Here is a 17,206-nt window from a genome sequence, read left to right on the forward strand (position 1 = left end):
GATGCTTCAGGTATCAGTTTATCGTTACAATCCGGAAACGGATAAAAAGCCCTACATGCAGGACTTTGAAATCGACACCAAGGGTAAAGATATAATGGTGTTAGATGTGCTGCATCTAGTTAAAGAAAAAGACAATGGTATGTCTTACCGTCGTTCTTGCCGTGAAGGCGTGTGCGGTTCTGACGGTTTGAACATGAATGGTAAGAATGGTTTGGCTTGTATTACACCTGTGTCTGAGGTGGTAAAAAACAATAAGTTAATCATTCGCCCTTTACCAGGTTTGCCGGTAATTCGTGATCTAGTGGTTGATATGACGCTTTTCTACAAGCAGTACGAGCGCATTAAACCTTTCTTAATTAACGATACGCCAGAACCTGCAATTGAACGCCTACAATCACCAGAAGAGCGTGAGAAGTTAGACGGCCTGTACGAGTGTATTCTTTGTGCATGTTGTTCAACGGCTTGCCCATCTTTCTGGTGGAATCCCGATAAGTTTGTTGGCCCATCAGGCTTGCTACAAGCTTACCGCTTCCTAATTGATAGTCGCGATACTGCAACAAAAGAGCGTTTAGCAGAATTAGATGATCCTTTCAGTGTTTTCCGTTGCCACGGTATTATGAACTGTGTAGCGGTTTGTCCTAAGGGTCTAAATCCAACACGTGCTATAGGTAATATTCGTAGCATGTTGTTGAATAACGCTACTTAAGTTGTAAAAAAAGTAAAAAGACTTTCTAAGCCGAAAGTCTTGAATAAAACCCTGTATCTCCTACTGTCTGTTTTTTTGTCAGTGAGGTACAATACCCAAGACGAAGCCAGTGCAGGTCACTGGCTTCTGACTATAATTTAGTAACCATCAGGGGATACGGGTTTTCCCCGTTTGTTCGCAGCGGCCAGGGGAACTGAGTGTTTATTTGATTCAGTGGTCAAAGCGAATGGACTCCCCTTCATGCAGGGTGATAACAGAATGCAAGAAGGCAGCATGGAGTTGATGTGGAATTCCTCTCATACTTATGGGGGCAACATCCACTATATCGAAGAACTCTACGAAGAGTATCTTAACGACCCTAACGCCGTACCGGAGCAATGGCGTGAGTATTTCAATAAGCTCCCCCGTCCGGAAGGCGCATCAGCGCAGGATCTTCCTTTAGCGCCTGTTCGCGATCACTTCTCCCGTTTGGCCCGTCAACGAATTACACGCACTGCCAGTGGTAGCAGCGATAACCTGAGCGATAAAAAACAGGTTAAAGTGCTACAGCTGATCAATGCCTACCGTTTTCGTGGTCACCAACAAGCTAACCTAGATCCACTAGGCTTAATGCAGCGCAAGGCAATTGCTGATCTAGAACTAAGCTATCATCAGTTGAGTAACGATGATCTAGATCAGGAATTCCAGACAGGTTCGCTTTTTATAGGTAAAGAAGAAAAAGCAACTCTGCGTGAAATTCATGAAGCAATCAGCCAAACTTACTGTGGCACTATCGGTGCAGAATTTATGCACATAGTAGATACAGAAGAAAAGCGCTGGTTGCAGCAACGCTTTGAATCCGTTCGTTCTAAACCAAACTATAGCCCTGAAGTGCGTGAGCACTTATTAGAGCGTTTAGTCGCTGCTGAAGGTCTAGAAAATTATCTGGCCTCTAAATACCCAGGCACTAAACGTTTTGGTTTGGAAGGTGGTGAATCCTATATTCCTTTAATGGATGAAATTATCCAGCGCTCAGGTTCTTATGGCGTGAAGGAAGTTGTTATAGGCATGGCACACCGTGGTCGCTTAAACACTCTAATTAATATTTTAGGTAAAAGCCCCGCTGAGCTATTTGAAGAATTTGACGGTAAAATTGTTGTTGAGTCAGGTTCTGGTGACGTTAAGTACCACCAAGGCTTCTCATCTAACGTGATGACACCCGGTGGCGAAGTTCACCTAGCCATGGCTTTTAACCCTTCTCACCTAGAAATTGTTTCACCCGTAATTGAAGGTTCGGTAAGAGCACGCCAAGATCGTCGTGACGACACAGAAGGCCAGCTAGTGCTACCTATTTCAATTCATGGTGACTCGGCTTTCTCTGGTCAGGGTGTGGTTATGGAGACTTTCCAAATGTCCCAAACCCGCGCCTACAAGACTGGCGGTACTATTCATGTTGTTATCAATAACCAGGTTGGCTTTACTACGGCAAAACCTGAAGATACACGTTCATCTGAATACTGTACCGATGTAGCAAAAATGGTTTCTGCACCCATTTTCCACGTTAATGGTGATGACCCAGAAGCAGTGCTACATGTAACTCAGGTTGCTGTTGACTACCGTATGCAGTTTAAACGTGATGTGGTCATTAACCTTGTTTGTTACCGTCGCCGTGGTCATAACGAAGCGGATGAGCCATCAGGTACTCAGCCTTTGATGTACCAAAAAATTGCCAAGCACCCAACAACCCGTACTATCTACGGTAAAAAACTGGTGGCAGAAGGTTTAATTACTGCTGAAGAAGATAAAAAGCTAAGTGATGACTACCGTGATGCTTTAGATAACGGTCAGCACGTTGCTAACGCTTTGGTAAAAGAACCCAATAAAGCTTTATTTGTTGATTGGACACCTTACCTAGGTCATGAATGGACAGCTGAATACGACACCAGTGTCGAAATGAAAAAGCTTCAAGAACTTGCTGGTAAAATGTGCGAAGTTCCTGAAGGTTTTCAAATGCAGCGTCAGGTTTCAAAAATCTACGAAGACCGCCGTAAGATGCAAGCCGGTGCTATGGCTATTAACTGGGGCTTTGCTGAAGTTTTGGCCTATGCAACTCTAATAGATGCAGACCTGCCGATTCGTATTACCGGTCAAGATGTTGGGCGGGGTACTTTCTCGCACCGTCATGCGGTTCTACATGACTTCAATGACGGCCGTGTGTTTGTTCCGCTACAAAACATAAAGCCTAATCAGCGTAAATTCATTATTCATGACTCCTTCTTATCTGAAGAAGCCGTACTAGCTTTTGAGTATGGCTATGCAACAACTAAGCCCGATGCTTTAGTTATTTGGGAAGCACAGTTTGGTGACTTTGCTAACGGTGCTCAGGTAGTTATCGATCAGTTTATCTCTTCTGGCGAAACTAAATGGGGTCGTTTGTGTGGTTTAACCATGTTGTTACCTCATGGTTATGAAGGGCAAGGGCCAGAACACTCTTCTGCACGTCTAGAGCGCTACTTACAGTTATGTGCTGAGCACAATATGCAGGTTTGTACGCCTACCACCCCCGCACAAATTTTCCACCTTCTACGTCGTCAGGCACTACGCCCACTACGTAAACCTTTAGTGGTTATGTCACCAAAAAGCTTACTGCGTCATAAAGATGCTACTTCAACACTAGAAGACTTAGCTAATGGTCGCTTTGAATGCATTATAGGTGACAAAGGAAACCTAGAAGCGAAGAAGGTTAAGAAAGTTATCCTGTGTGGTGGTAAAGTTTATTATGACTTGGTTGCTAAACGTGAAGAGTTAGGTTGTGAAGACACGGCTATTGTACGTATTGAACAACTTTACCCCTTCCCAGAAAAAGACTTAGAAGTCGAGTTGGCTCAGTTTACTAACCTTGAAAGCGTGGTTTGGTGTCAAGAAGAACCACAAAACCAAGGTGCTTGGTACTCTAGTCAACACCACATGCGCAATGTACTTAATCTAATTAAGCCTGAACTTAATCAGAAGTTTAGCTTTGCTGGTCGTCCTGCTTCTGCAGCACCAGCATCAGGTTATGTTAGTGTGCACGTAGAACAGCAAAATCGCTTGGTTGCTGACGCCTTTGAGGCATAACAGCAAATAAACTTCAGCTTCTGGGTCTAATTTAGGCCCAGAATACAAGAATAAGTAGGATAGGGTATAACATGGCTATTGATATTAAAGCTCCAACTTTCCCTGAGTCAGTGGCTGAGGGCAGTGTTGCAACTTGGCACAAGCAACCAGGTGAAGCGATTAGTCGCGATGAAATTCTGGTTGATATAGAAACAGATAAAGTTGTTTTAGAAGTACCTGCACCTGTTGATGGCGTGCTAGAAGAAATTTTAGCACAGGAAGGTGAAACGGTTGTTTCTGAGCAACTTTTAGCACGTATTAAAGAAGGTGCAGTTGCTGCTGCACCTGCGGCTAAAGCAGAAACCGAAGCAGCACCTACTGCTGCAACAGAAGAAGCTGAAGTAGTTGGTGATTTACGCGTTGCGCCAGCAGCACGTAAACTAGCTGCAGAAAAAGGCCTAGACCTTGCCAGCATTAAAGGTAGTGGCAAAGGTGGTTTAATTACTAAAGAAGACGTAATGAACGCACCTAGCGCACCTGCCGCTAAGTCTGCTGCTTCACCGGTACAAGTGAATGTGGCGCCAGGCGAGCGTATTGAAAAACGCGTGCCTATGAGCCGTATGCGTCAAACCATTGCTAAGCGTCTAGTTCATGCACAGCAAACAGCTGCCATGTTAACGACTTACAATGAAGTTGATATGAAACCCATTATGGAAATGCGCAAACAGTACAAAGACCTGTTTGAAAAGCGTCATGATGGTGTTCGTCTAGGCTTTATGTCTTTCTTTGTTAAAGCGGCAACTGAAGCACTTAAACGCTTCCCAGATGTTAACGCTTCTATTGATGGTACAGACATCGTTTACCACGGTTACCAAGACATCGGTGTTGCCGTTTCAACCGCTCGCGGTTTAATGGTACCTGTATTGCGTGATTGCGATTCCATGAACTTAGCTGATATCGAAGGCACCATTGCAGACTTTGGTAAGCGTGGTCGTGAAGGCAAAATTGGTATAGATGATTTGCAAGGCGGTACTTTCACCATTACTAACGGTGGCGTTTTTGGTTCGTTAATGTCCACACCTATCATCAACCCACCACAAACAGCTATTTTAGGTATGCACAAGATTCAAGAGCGACCTATGGCTATTAATGGTGAAGTTGTTATTCGTCCAATGATGTACTTGGCGCTTTCTTACGATCACCGCATGATTGATGGTAAAGATGCTGTACAATTCCTTGTTACCATTAAAGAACTCTTGGAAGACCCAGCACGTATTCTGCTGGATGTATAAAGGTCTGGAAGCGTATTAATCCTGCTACTCTGAAACAGGAACAGAAAGATGTCTAATAAATTTGATGTTGTAGTAATCGGTGCAGGGCCTGGCGGTTATGTTGCTGCTATTCGCGCTGCACAGCTCGGCCTAAAAACCGCTTGTATTGAAAAGTGGGTTAACAAAGAAGGCAAAAGTGTACTGGGTGGTACTTGCTTAAACGTAGGCTGTATTCCTTCTAAAGCACTGCTAGAAGCATCTCACAAGTTTCATGAAGCGACCCATGATTTTGATGACTTTGGTATTCAAACCAAGGGCGTCACCATGGATGTTAAAAAAATGGTCGGCCGTAAAGACAAGATCGTTAATCAGCTAACTGGCGGTATTGCCATGCTGTTTAAAGCCAACGGTGTTACCTCTTTTGAAGGTACCGGTAAGCTTTTAGCAGGTAAAAAAGTTGAGGTGGTTGGTCATAACGGTGAAACACAAGTTTTAGAAGCAGAAAATATTATTGTTGCTTCTGGTTCAGTACCGGTAGAAATTCCACCTGCACCTTTAACTGAAGGCCTAATTGTCGATTCAACTGGTGCTTTAGACTTCACTGAAACACCTAAGCGTTTAGGTGTTATTGGTGGTGGTGTTATTGGCCTAGAACTAGGTTCTGTTTGGAGCCGCTTAGGTTCTGAAGTGACCGTATTTGAAGCAATGGATACTTTCCTTGCCTCTGTAGACCAGCAAATTGCTAAAGAAGTGAAAAAATCACTGACTAAGCAAGGCCTACAAATTGAACTAGGTGCTCGTGTTACAGCAACTGAAATTAAAGGTAAAGAAGTTGAAGTTACCTTTGCTGATGCCAAGGGCGAACACAAAAAAGTATTTGATAAACTCATTGTTTGTGTGGGCCGCAAGCCTTACACCCAAGGTGTTTTAGCCGATGACTCAGGCGTTACCCTAGATGAGCGTGGATTTATCTTTGTAGACGACAACTGCCGTACTTCAGTACCCGGTGTTTATGCTATAGGCGATGCAGTGCGTGGCCCTATGTTGGCACACAAAGCATCGGATGAAGGCGTTGCGGTTGCTGACCTAATTGCTGGTCGCAAAGCAGAAGTGAATTATGATGCTATTCCTAGCGTTATTTATACCTTCCCAGAAGTTGCCGCTGTAGGTAAAACTGAAGAAGAATTAAAAGCGTCCAATGTTGCCTATAAAACGGGTGTATTCCCCTTTGCAGCAGCAGGTCGTGCTATGACTAATGGCTCTACTGAAGGCATGGTTAAAATTTTAGCTCACGCTGAAACTGACCGTGTGTTAGGTATGCATATTTTTGGCCAACACGCAGGTGAATTAATTCACACGGGCGTTATTGCGCTTGAATTTGCATCCTCAGCAGAAGATTTGGCCTTGATGTGCTTTGCACACCCAACCTTGTCTGAAGCTGTGCATGAAGCTGCACTGGCCGTGGATGGTCATGCCATACACATGGCTAATCGTAAGAAGCGCTGATTTATCAGCAAAAAGTTTGTAGGTTGCTTAACCAGGTAACCTACGGGGGATACACCTAACTTAGTTGCTAGTTACCACTGGTGTTTAGTTAGGTGTATCAAGATCACAAGTAACAAACAAACAACGGCATTATAAATATGAACCTGCACGAATATCAGGGTAAAAAACTGTTCGCCGATTACGGTCTTCCAGTTTCCACCGGTTATGCTGTAGATACACCGGAAGAAGCAATTGAAGCTTGTAAGAAAATTGGCGGCAACATGTGGGTCGTTAAGGCTCAAGTTCACGCTGGTGGACGCGGTAAAGCTGGCGGCGTAAAGCTAATCAAATCTGCTGAAGAAGCAGGTGAGTTTGCCAAACAGTGGCTAGGTAAAAATCTAGTAACCTACCAGACTGACAAAAATGGTCAGCCTGTTAGCAAAATTCTAGTTGAGAGCTGTACAGACATCGCTAATGAGCTTTATCTAGGTGCTGTTCTTGACCGTGCAACACGTCGTGTTGTTTTCATGGCATCAACAGAAGGTGGCGTGGAAATTGAGAAGGTTGCAGAAGAAACCCCAGAAAAAATTCTTAAAGCAATCATCGATCCTCTAGTTGGCGCACAACCTTACCAGGCACGTGAGTTAGCATTTAAGCTAGGTCTAAACCCTGAGCAAATTAAGCAGTTCACTAAGATTTTCTTAGGTCTTGCCCAGTTGTTCACTGATAAAGATTTGGCACTACTAGAAATCAACCCGCTAGTAATTACTGATGAAGGCAACTTGCACTGCCTAGATGCTAAGTTAGTTATTGATGGTAACGCCTTGTATCGTCATAAAGACCTACAAGAAATGCGTGACCCTAGCCAAGAAGACGAACGCGAAGCAACCGCTGCTAAGTGGGAGCTTAACTACGTAGCACTTGATGGTAACATCGGTTGCATGGTTAACGGTGCTGGTCTTGCTATGGGTACTATGGATATCGTAAATATCCACGGTGGTCAGCCTGCTAACTTCCTAGACGTAGGTGGCGGTGCTACTAAAGAACGCGTTGCAGAAGCATTCAAAATCATTCTTTCAGACGAGAATGTAAAAGCAGTTCTAGTTAACATCTTCGGTGGTATTGTACGTTGTGACATGATTGCTGAAGGTATTATTGGTGCTGTAGAACAGGTTGGCGTTAAAGTACCTGTTGTTGTCCGCCTTGAAGGTAACAACGCAGAACTGGGTTCCAAAAAATTGGCTGAAAGCGGTCTAAACATCATCGCGGCCACTAGCCTAACGGATGCAGCTCAGCAAGTTGTTAAAGCGGCGGAGGGCAAATAATGAGCGTATTAATTAATAAAGATACCAAGGTAATTTGTCAGGGTTTCACTGGTGGTCAGGGTACTTTCCACTCAGAACAAGCCATTGCTTATGGTACAAAAATGGTTGGCGGTGTAACGCCAGGTAAAGGTGGTACAACGCACCTAGGTCTACCTGTTTTTAACACTGTAAAAGATGCAGTAGAAGCAACAGGCGCTGACGCTTCTGTTATCTACGTTCCAGCACCTTTCTGTAAAGACTCTATCCTAGAAGCTGCTAACGCTGGTATTAAGCTAATTGTAGCTATTACTGAAGGCATACCTACCTTAGACATGCTTGAGTGTAAAGTTAAGTGTGATGAGCTAGGCGTTGTTCTTATCGGTCCTAACTGCCCAGGTGTTATTACACCCGGCGAATGTAAGATCGGTATTATGCCAGCACAAATTCACCAGCCAGGTAAAGTAGGTATTGTATCGCGTTCAGGTACACTAACTTATGAAGCCGTTAAGCAAACGACCGACCACGGTTTTGGTCAGTCAACTTGTGTAGGTATTGGTGGTGACCCTATCCCAGGTTCAAGCTTTATCGATATTCTTAAGCTTTTCCAAGAAGATCCTAAAACTGAAGCGATTGTAATGATCGGTGAAATTGGCGGTTCTGCTGAAGAAGAAGCGGCTGCTTACATTAAAGCTAACGTAACCAAGCCTGTTGTTTCTTACATTGCAGGTGTTACAGCACCTCCAGGTAAGCGCATGGGGCATGCTGGTGCGATCATTTCTGGTGGTAAGGGTACTGCAGATGAAAAATTTGCTGCTCTTGAAGATGCCGGTGTTAAAACTGTGCGTTCTTTAGCCGATATTGGTGCTGCATTAAAAGAAGTGACTGGCTGGTAATTCCTAGCTAAGTTGTTTTAAGTTATACCAACCGCCTGCTTAATAGCAGGCGGTTTTTTTTCAGCTAATAAACAGTGCTTATTGTTTGTTAGCAGCAGGAGCAAGAGCAGGTTTTTTAATTAAACGTGCTGCAAAAGTCTGAAGGCGTGGTGCGCCAATTAAAATAAGTACAAAAGCAATGGGCCAAGCAATGTAAAAGGCACGCCACCAGCGCATTAAAAAGTCACCCTCATGGCCAGTGTTCACTAAGGTTATTACGCAGGTCATAATGGTAACCATATAGATAGACATAACAGTAGAAAACACATAACGTGCATAACGTGCAGGGAAAATCATTTTATTCTCCTAGATTAATTTAGTTTTTGCTTATTTTACCTAATAAAATTCAAGCTTGTACAATGCATTTCTGCTATGCAATCAATAGCCACTCTTGTAACCACCTTAGCTGGTATAAAAAATGACTAACGACCAACTCAAGCAAGGGATAAGCCGCTTTATGGGTTTAATCCCTCACTGTAAACAGCTAAACATGCAGGTTGAATCTGTTTGTGAAACTCACCTAGTGCTTTCCATAGAGGGTGATGAGCGTTTTCTGGGGAATAAAGAAGAAGGCTTAATTCATGGTGGTGTTTTAAGTGTACTAATGGATAGCGCCTGTGGTTCTGCAGCTGTTATTGCTTCACCAGAACCAGAAGTGTGCCCAACGGTTGATTTAAGAATGGATCATTACCGAGCAGCCAAGGTAGGTAAAAAAATCTATTGCCGTGCAGAGGTAACTCACCTAGCAAGGCAAATTGTTTTTACTGAAGGCTTAATTTGGCAAGACGAAGACAAACCTATTTGTAAAGGTACAGGCACTTTTATGCGCCTAGGAGCTGAGCGAACACCTAAAGGTTTTGCTGAGCATATTTTTGGTGCTGCTCAGGAGAAAAAAGCATGAATGAAAGTGATTTGCAGCCAGGAAAACTTGGCAAACACCTAGCAGCTAAAGAAGTTAACCTTTGGTTGGCGCTAATACCCTACGCACAACTTATAGGTGTAGAGGCAGAAGACAGAGGCGAAAATCTAATTTTTACGCTTCAACCTAAATCAACCAATATTGGCAACCCTTTGCTTCCTGCTTTACATGGTGGCGTGGTTGCCGCCTATTTGGAAACAGCCGCTATTTTAAATGTAATGGCCTATACCCAAGGCAAACGCATTCCTAAAGTAATTGATTTTTCAATTGATTACCTACGTTCTGCACGCACAGAAATTACCTATGCACGTTGTGAGTTAGGTCGTTTAGGTAAGCGAGTGGTTAATGTTTCTGTAACTGCTTGGCAGGGCAATAGAGAAGCAGAACCCATAGCTTTAGCACGCGCTCACTTAATTTGGCCTGAAAGCTAGTTATAAAAATTATACCTTGAAATATTTTGCCTAGACCCCATTACACTGAACATCACTTTAATACATTAACCTTGATGCTCAGGAGTTCGCTGATAATGAGTCAGGCAGAAAAACAAACACTCGGTTTCCAAACAGAAGTTAAGCAACTGCTTCACTTAATGGTGCATGCGCTTTACTCCAACCGTGAAATCTTCTTGCGTGAGCTAATCTCTAACGCCTCAGATGCTTGTGACAAGTTGCGTTTTGAAGCAATAGCCAAGCCTGCACTTTTAGAAGAAGACCCAGATCTAAAAGTAAAAATCAGTTATGACGAACAAGCCAACAGCTTAACGCTAGAAGATAACGGCATAGGTATGAACCGTGATGACGTTATAGCTAATCTAGGTACTATTGCACGTTCTGGTACAGCTGAGTTTCTACAGCAGCTAACAGGGGATCAGAAAAAAGATTCAGGCTTAATTGGTCAGTTTGGGGTAGGTTTCTACTCGGCTTTTATTGTGGCAGATGAAGTAACCGTTGAAACACGCAAAGCTGGTTTAACGGCAGAAGAAGGCGTGCGTTGGACTTCAAAAGGTGATGGCGAATTTACGGTAGAAACCATCAATAAGCCAGGCCGTGGTACTCAAATTACCTTAACCCTAAAAGACGATGCCAAAGAATACGCTAATGGCTACCGTCTACGTAATATTATCCAAAAGTATTCAGACCATATTGGCTTACCTATTCAGCTACAAAAAGATGTAGACGTGGAGGGTGATGAAGCTGAAGCAGCAGACCAAGCGACGGCGGTTGAGTGGGAAACCATCAATAAAGCCAATGCACTTTGGACACGCAGTAAAAATGAAATTAAAGACGAAGAGTACCAAGAGTTTTATAAGCACGTAGCTCACGACTTTGAAGACCCTTTAGCTTGGAGCCATAACAAGGTTGAAGGTAAGCAGGAATACACTTCATTACTTTATATTCCTAAGCGTGCACCTTTTGATCTTTATCAGCGTGAAGTGCCCCGTGGCTTAAAGCTCTATGTGCAGCGTGTCTTTATACTAGATAATGCAGAACAATTCTTGCCGCTTTATTTACGCTTTATTAAAGGTGTGGTTGATTCATCTGACCTACCACTCAATATTTCACGTGAAATATTGCAACAAAACCCACAAATAGACAGCATGAAGTCAGCGCTTACTAAGCGTGTACTAAGCTTGTTAGATAAAATGACTGACGACCAAGACAAGTACTATGAGTTTTGGAAAGAGTTTGGTCAGGTGCTTAAAGAAGGCCCAGGTGAAGACTTTGCTAACCGTGAACGTATAGCTGGCTTGCTACGCTTTAGTTCAACAGAACAAAGCGAGCAACGTGTAAGCCTAGCGGATTACGTTAGCCGTATGAAAGAAGGCCAAGATAAAATTTACTACCTAATTGGTGAAAGCTTAGCTCAGGTTAAATCTAGCCCACACCTAGAAGTCTTCCGCAAAAAAGGCATAGAAGTATTACTCTTAACCGATCGTATTGATGAATGGTTAATGAGCCACTTGAATGAGTTTGATGGTAAAGCTTTAGTGGATGTTGCCCGTGGTGATTTAGACCTAGGCTCACTCGACACAGAAGAAGACAAAAAAGCGCAAGAAGAAGCAACAGAAACCAAAAAAGACCTGCTGGAACGCATTAAAAAATCACTAGAAGAGCGGGTTAGTGAAGTACGTGTTTCAACCCGTTTAACCGATTCACCCGCAGTTTTAGTTATAGGTGCAGGTGATTTAGGTTTACAAATGCGTAAAATTCTAGAAGCTTCTGGACAGCAGGTACCTGATAGCAAGCCCATTCTAGAAATTAACCCTAACCACCCTCTGGTTGAGCGTTTAGAAGCTGAAGCACAAGAGGCTAACTTTACCGACTTAGCCAGCTTGCTTTGTGATCAAGCAGCACTGGCGGCAGGTGAAAGCCTTGAAGACCCAGGTCAGTTTGTGCAACGACTTAACCGCTTGCTGTTAGAGTTAGCTGGCAAGTAAATAGCTTAAACTACCTAAGCCCGGCCTAATAACCGGGCTTTTTTGTAGTTATTCTGGACACACTTGCTATCTGTCGGTAAAGTTCACCTATTACACATCATAATGATTAGTTAGGATGGAGCGGGTAGTGGATCGCAGAACACTTTTAAAAGCCTTGTCACTCTCTGGTTTTGTTGCCTTAGGTAGTGGCTCAGTATTGCGTCAAGTTAACCTGACCGATAAATTACAAAAAAGCTTTGGCATGGGTGCATTACAAGGGCAATGGGCAGCTACTAACCTGCAGCATGGCATGGAAGACATTCTGCCTACTCAGCTTAGTGAAGCTTTGTCTGTCGCTCACCAAGAAGCGGCTGCTCAAGCGGTGGCGGCTGGCTCAACTAATGCAGAAACTCGTACACGCTATTTTGAAAGTGTGTTTGATGACGACTACTTCTTGCCAGAAGAAAAACGCGCCACCATGCTTTTGGCTTATCAGCGTTTGGACCGTTTGCAATCCTTTGTAGGTCACGGCAACTTCAACCTTTTATCTTTTGATGAAGCACTCAGGTTTGCTCGCAATTATCCAGATATAGGCAACTTTACCCAAGCTGAAATGGATTTTTTAGACGAGCTTTACCATATTGATGCACGCTTGTATGGCTTTTATGGTGACCGTGTTTTAGACACTTTGACCAGTAAAGTGAACAAAGACGATGTTCAAAGTGTAGGGCGTACCGGTCACTACCTGTTTAAAGGCAAGTCGAGTGTGTTTTATGATCGCCTGCTTAGTAAAGTGGGTGATGACCTAGTGCTTACTTCAGGTGTGCGTAGCATGGTTAAGCAGATGCACCTCTTTCTGGCTAAAGCAGAGCAATCAGCTGGCAATATGTCAAAAGCCTCTCGTTCTTTAGCACCCCCAGGCTATTCTTACCATGCTGTGGGCGACTTTGATGTAGGTAAGGTTGGCTTTGGTTACCGCAACTTTAGTGATGATTTTGCTGAAACCGATGTTTATAAGCGCTTACAAGATTTAGGCTTTGTTGAAATACGTTACACCACAGATAACAACTTTGGTGTGCGTTACGAGCCTTGGCATATACAAGTCAGTTAACCCAAAGTTTGCTATAACAAAATTCCGGCCGATGGGGCCGGTTTTTTTTGTCCTAAGTATAAAATGTAATAAGTAAAAGGAATGTTTGAATGCAAGTAGTTCGTACTAAACCCCCCATTGTTTTTCATTTATTAATTGCACTTTCTTTATTGATTGGGCTTTTTGCACTAATAAATGAATGGTTAGAGCCTAAGCCACAGTTAAAGCCATTTACCCTAGTGTTAGAAAATCCACTGACTTCAATGCCAGATTATAGTGATATTACGCATGTGCCTTGGCGCAAAGATATTTTCTTTAAAACTTTGCTACCCCTAGTGCTTTATGAAAATGAACGCATAAGCTGGCAGCGTGAACAACTTATGGCAGCCAAGCAGCTGATTGATCAAGGACAGACGTTAGCTGGTAAAGACTTGCAAACCATTACTAAAATTGTTCGCTACTATGGTTTGGAATGGCCGTTAACAGCAAAAGAATGGGCTACTTTAGACAGGCGTGTACACCAAGTACCAGCAGATTTAGTTTTAATGCAAGCAGCCAATGAATCTGCTTGGGGAACCTCACGATTTGCACGTGAAGGTAACAACCTTTTTGGTCAGTGGTGCTTTAGCAAAGGTTGTGGCTTGGTACCTTCTGGGCGTGAAGCGGGTAAAAACCATGAAGTACGCAAGTTCGCTACTATTTTAGAAAGCGTTCAAGCCTATATGCGTAATATCAATACGCACCGTGCTTATCGCCAACTACGTGCGCTAAGGCAGCAGCTTGCCAAGGCAGGTGAAGAGGTAGGCGGAGTCGATTTAGCACCGGGTTTAATAAGTTATTCTGAACGCCGCCAAGCCTACGTTGATGAGCTAATTGAAATGATAAATAGCAATGCAACCTACGTTGATGCAGCCATGCAGGAAGTTGGGCAACCTTTTTTAGATCAGCAATAATTTGTTTCTAGCTTTATAAATAATCACCCAAGGGCTATAGTTGAGTAATATGCTTGGTTATACACCTTGGGGATTAGTATGCAGTTACACACGCTTGAATTTGTTAAACGCTTTACCCACCTTCCTAAGCGTTTTTACCAGTTAAAACAGCCTACCCCTTTGCGTGGGCAGCTAGCCCTAGTTGCAGTGAGTGCCGATGCTGCGCAACTTATAGATTTAAACCTCTGTGAACAAGACCAGCAACAACTGATAGACTTTTTAGCAGGGCGTTGGCTACCAAAAAATACCCAACCCCTTGCCATGAAGTATGCGGGTCATCAGTTTGGTTTTTATAACCCCGACCTAGGCGATGGACGAGGTTTGTTGTTAGGTGAAGTGCGTAATAAACAAGGTGAGTGTTGGGACTTGCACTTAAAAGGCGCAGGACAAACGGCCTGGTCACGTTTTGCCGATGGACGAGCCGTTTTGCGTTCGTCCATTCGTGAGTTTTTAGGCAGTGAAGCACTTTTTCATTTAGGTATTCCCACCACCCGCGCTTTAGCCCTAGTTACCAGTAGTGAGCCAGTAAGACGTGAAAGAATAGAAGCAGCAACAACCTTGTTACGCTTAACGGCTAGCCATATACGTTTTGGGCACTTTGAGCACCTCTATTATTCTAACGATTTAGAAGGCCTGAAATTGTTAGTTAACTTCGTTATAGAGCACCACTTTCCTGCATTAAAAACCAGCCCAGATCCAGCAGCAGCTTTATTAGCCCAAGTGCTAGAACGTAGCGCCTTGCTAGTGGCTAGGTGGCAAGCTTATGGTTTTTGTCATGGTGTGCTGAATACCGACAATATGTCGATTCTAGGTGAAACCTTCGATTTTGGTCCCTATGCGTTTTTAGATACCTACCAGCCTAGCTTTGTTGGTAATCACAGCGATGACCAAGGGCGTTATGCGTTTAATCGCCAACCTTCTATCGTGCATTGGAATTTAATCTGTTTAGGTCAAGCCTTGTTGCCTTTAAGTAATGAGCAGGCAATCCGCCAAGTTTTAGATAGTTTTGCTGCTAGTTATGACCAGCATTACCGACAAACAATGGCAGCTAGGTTGGGTGTTCACCCTGTCAATGATTGGATATTAGTAGAACGCTTTCTAAATTTTTGTGAAGCAACCACTTGCGACTGGACGCGTGTGTTACGTGCGCTAGCTGAAGGCGAGCTAAAAGAAGCCAGTGCTTTAATGCAAAACAAAGCGAATCAAGAACCAGCAGGTTGGCAGGTATGGCTAGAAGAGTGGCAGGAGTGCCTAGCTAAACTTTTTTCTAGCCAAAAAGCAGTAATTGAAGCTTTAACTCAAGTTAACCCTTGTGTGTTACCCAGAACACATTTGCTGCAACAAGCCATTCAGCAAGCAGAAGCCGGTGACTTTACCGAAGTTAATCGCTTATTGGCTGTTTTTCGTCACCCCTTTACTCGGCAAGGAAAACAGCCAGAAGATATGGCTTCTGCGCCTAGCTGGGCAGAAGAATTCACTTTATCCTGTTCATCTTAAAAATTCCCAGCATCTATACCCTGCTAAGCAGGCTTGAGTAGGTTACAATAAGCCTTAATTAGTTTTAATTGGTATTAGAAAGGAATTTCATGGCTAAAGGTCTTATTGTCACTGTGTTGGGTGGTGGAAGTTTTGGTACTGCCCTGTCATCTATCGCTGCTAACAATGGTTTTACTACCCGTCTATGGGTGCGTGATGCTGCTTTAGCTGAACAAATTAATGAACAACACCGCAACCCACGTTATTTATCAGACTTAGAACTACCTGCCAGTATTCAAGCCACTAGCATTTTAGAAAGTGCTTTAGAGGGTGCTGGCTTAGTTTTTATGGCCATTCCTAGCAAGGGGTTTGCTCAAGTATTAGAACAAGCCCTGCCTTTTATGAAGCCTGAACAAATTATTGTGAGCACCACCAAGGGCTTTGAAGAAAAAGGCTTTAAGTTAATGAGCCAAATTCTGCAAGAAACCACCGGTTTTCAACACCTAGGTATTTTGTCTGGCCCTAATCTGGCTAGTGAAGTCGCTAAAAAACACCTTACCGCTACAGTAATAGCTAGCCCTGACGACTTAACAAGAATTACGGTTCAAGAAGTTTTGGGTAATCATTATTTTCGTGTCTACGCCAATACCGATATGTATGGTGCAGAACTTGGTGGCGCTTTAAAAAACATTTATGCAATAGCTGTTGGCATGGCAGTAGCTTTGGGTATGGGTGAAAATACCAAAAGCATGTTAATGACCCGAGCGCTGGCTGAAATGAGCCGCTTTGCTGTTAGCCTTGGCGCTAACCCCATGACTTTTTTAGGGCTTTCTGGCGTAGGCGATTTAATTGTTACCTGCTCCTCCCCCTTGTCACGTAACTACCGAGTAGGTTATGCCCTAGGTGAAGGCAAAAGTTTAGATGAAATAGTCGCTGCTTTAGGTCAAGTAGCCGAAGGCGTCAACACCGTGAGGCTTGTAAAAGCACAAGCAGATAAACTAGGTATTTATATGCCGCTAGTACAAGCTTTATATTTAGTTTTATTTGAAGGCCATAACCCCAAAGAAATGGCAAGTTCATTGATGGGGCGTGAGCAAAGTACCGATGTTGAATTTGTTTTACCGCACGATGAAATGCTTAAGTCAGCTCAAAAAATTACCCGTATAACGTCCTAATTAGGGAGATAAATCGAAATGACTGAACCGACAATCAAAGAACGATTAAAAGATGAAAACTTTTGGTTGCGCCTACCTTTTATGCTGCTGTTTTTCTTTGCATGGCGACTAGCAGAGCTAGTTTTGCTAGGCGTAATTTTTGTACAAGTTGTTTTTCGCTTATTTAAAGGCGAACCACAAGAGCAGCTACTTCAGCTAGGCTCTCAGCTAACCTGTTTTAGTTATCAAACTTTCCGTTACTTAACGTTTAACTCAGAAGCTAAGCCCTTTCCTTTTGCTGATTGGCCCAAGGCTGAGGCGGCTGATAACAACCCTTACGTACCAAAAGATTCAGCAGAAATGACTGAAACAACACCTGAATAAAA

The 17,206-nt window shown here is 43.4% G+C and carries 15 protein-coding genes; 14 read left to right on the top strand and 1 reads right to left on the bottom strand.

Going from position 1 to position 17,206, the window contains the following annotated elements; translation table 11 throughout:
• Position 1: 1 nt before the first annotated feature.
• The 6 genes from H571_RS0105360 (at position 2) to sucD (ending at position 8,734) form a co-directional block, all read left to right on the top strand.
• Positions 2 to 706 (top strand): succinate dehydrogenase iron-sulfur subunit, encoded by a 705-nt coding sequence (locus tag H571_RS0105360; protein ID WP_027848416.1) that lies wholly within the window; start codon positions 2 to 4, stop codon positions 704 to 706.
• Positions 707 to 964: 258 nt separating this feature from the next.
• Positions 965 to 3,802, top strand: a complete 2,838-nt coding sequence (locus tag H571_RS0105365; protein WP_027848417.1) for a 2-oxoglutarate dehydrogenase E1 component — start codon at positions 965 to 967, stop codon at positions 3,800 to 3,802.
• A gap of 71 nt (positions 3,803 to 3,873) precedes the next feature.
• Positions 3,874 to 5,073, top strand: coding sequence for a 2-oxoglutarate dehydrogenase complex dihydrolipoyllysine-residue succinyltransferase (gene odhB / locus H571_RS0105370; RefSeq protein ID WP_027848418.1), 1,200 nt, complete (start codon positions 3,874 to 3,876; stop codon positions 5,071 to 5,073).
• Positions 5,074 to 5,121: 48 nt separating this feature from the next.
• Positions 5,122 to 6,558: a dihydrolipoyl dehydrogenase gene (gene lpdA, locus H571_RS0105375; protein WP_027848419.1), complete on the top strand. Its 1,437-nt coding sequence runs from the start codon at positions 5,122 to 5,124 to the stop codon at positions 6,556 to 6,558.
• A 137-nt stretch (positions 6,559 to 6,695) separates the two neighbouring features.
• On the top strand, positions 6,696 to 7,862 hold the full coding sequence (sucC, locus tag H571_RS0105380) for an ADP-forming succinate--CoA ligase subunit beta (protein ID WP_027848420.1): 1,167 nt from the start codon (positions 6,696 to 6,698) through the stop codon (positions 7,860 to 7,862).
• Positions 7,862 to 8,734, top strand: a complete 873-nt coding sequence (sucD, locus tag H571_RS0105385; RefSeq protein ID WP_027848421.1) for a succinate--CoA ligase subunit alpha — start codon at positions 7,862 to 7,864, stop codon at positions 8,732 to 8,734. Before sucC ends, sucD begins: the two co-directional genes overlap by 1 nt.
• A gap of 78 nt (positions 8,735 to 8,812) precedes the next feature.
• On the opposite strand, the gene H571_RS0105390 is transcribed toward sucD, so the two are convergent.
• Entirely contained in the window at positions 8,813 to 9,070 is a 258-nt protein-coding gene (locus H571_RS0105390) for a DUF2798 domain-containing protein (protein ID WP_027848422.1), read from the bottom strand.
• A gap of 121 nt (positions 9,071 to 9,191) precedes the next feature.
• Here H571_RS0105390 and H571_RS0105395 point away from each other — a divergent pair, with 121 nt between their 5' ends.
• The 8 genes from H571_RS0105395 (at position 9,192) to H571_RS0105430 (ending at position 17,204) form a co-directional block, all read left to right on the top strand.
• A complete protein-coding gene (locus H571_RS0105395; RefSeq protein WP_027848423.1) occupies positions 9,192 to 9,674 on the top strand; it encodes a PaaI family thioesterase in 483 nt (160 codons plus the stop codon).
• Positions 9,671 to 10,123 carry a PaaI family thioesterase gene (locus tag H571_RS0105400; protein ID WP_027848424.1) on the top strand — a complete coding sequence of 151 codons (453 nt, stop codon included), beginning with the start codon at positions 9,671 to 9,673 and terminating at the stop codon, positions 10,121 to 10,123. Before H571_RS0105395 ends, H571_RS0105400 begins: the two co-directional genes overlap by 4 nt.
• Before the next feature lie 92 nt (positions 10,124 to 10,215).
• On the top strand, positions 10,216 to 12,129 hold the full coding sequence (htpG, locus tag H571_RS0105405; RefSeq protein WP_156887851.1) for a molecular chaperone HtpG: 1,914 nt from the start codon (positions 10,216 to 10,218) through the stop codon (positions 12,127 to 12,129).
• 127 nt (positions 12,130 to 12,256) lie between these two features.
• Entirely contained in the window at positions 12,257 to 13,219 is a 963-nt protein-coding gene (locus H571_RS0105410) for a D-alanyl-D-alanine carboxypeptidase family protein (RefSeq protein ID WP_027848426.1), read from the top strand.
• Positions 13,220 to 13,308: 89 nt separating this feature from the next.
• Positions 13,309 to 14,151: a glucosaminidase domain-containing protein gene (locus tag H571_RS0105415; RefSeq protein ID WP_036217756.1), complete on the top strand. Its 843-nt coding sequence runs from the start codon at positions 13,309 to 13,311 to the stop codon at positions 14,149 to 14,151.
• A 78-nt stretch (positions 14,152 to 14,229) separates the two neighbouring features.
• Entirely contained in the window at positions 14,230 to 15,687 is a 1,458-nt protein-coding gene (locus H571_RS14305) for a protein adenylyltransferase SelO (RefSeq protein ID WP_051168167.1), read from the top strand.
• A gap of 89 nt (positions 15,688 to 15,776) precedes the next feature.
• Positions 15,777 to 16,841 carry an NAD(P)H-dependent glycerol-3-phosphate dehydrogenase gene (locus H571_RS0105425; RefSeq protein WP_027848428.1) on the top strand — a complete coding sequence of 355 codons (1,065 nt, stop codon included), beginning with the start codon at positions 15,777 to 15,779 and terminating at the stop codon, positions 16,839 to 16,841.
• A gap of 18 nt (positions 16,842 to 16,859) precedes the next feature.
• The gene (locus tag H571_RS0105430) at positions 16,860 to 17,204 is read left to right on the top strand and encodes a DUF4389 domain-containing protein (protein WP_027848429.1); all 345 of its coding nucleotides are present in this window, start codon (positions 16,860 to 16,862) and stop codon (positions 17,202 to 17,204) included.
• Positions 17,205 to 17,206 lie beyond the last annotated feature (2 nt).

It is taken from the genome of Marinospirillum minutulum DSM 6287 (genome assembly GCF_000422325.1).
Classification (GTDB): domain Bacteria; phylum Pseudomonadota; class Gammaproteobacteria; order Pseudomonadales; family Halomonadaceae; genus Marinospirillum; species Marinospirillum minutulum.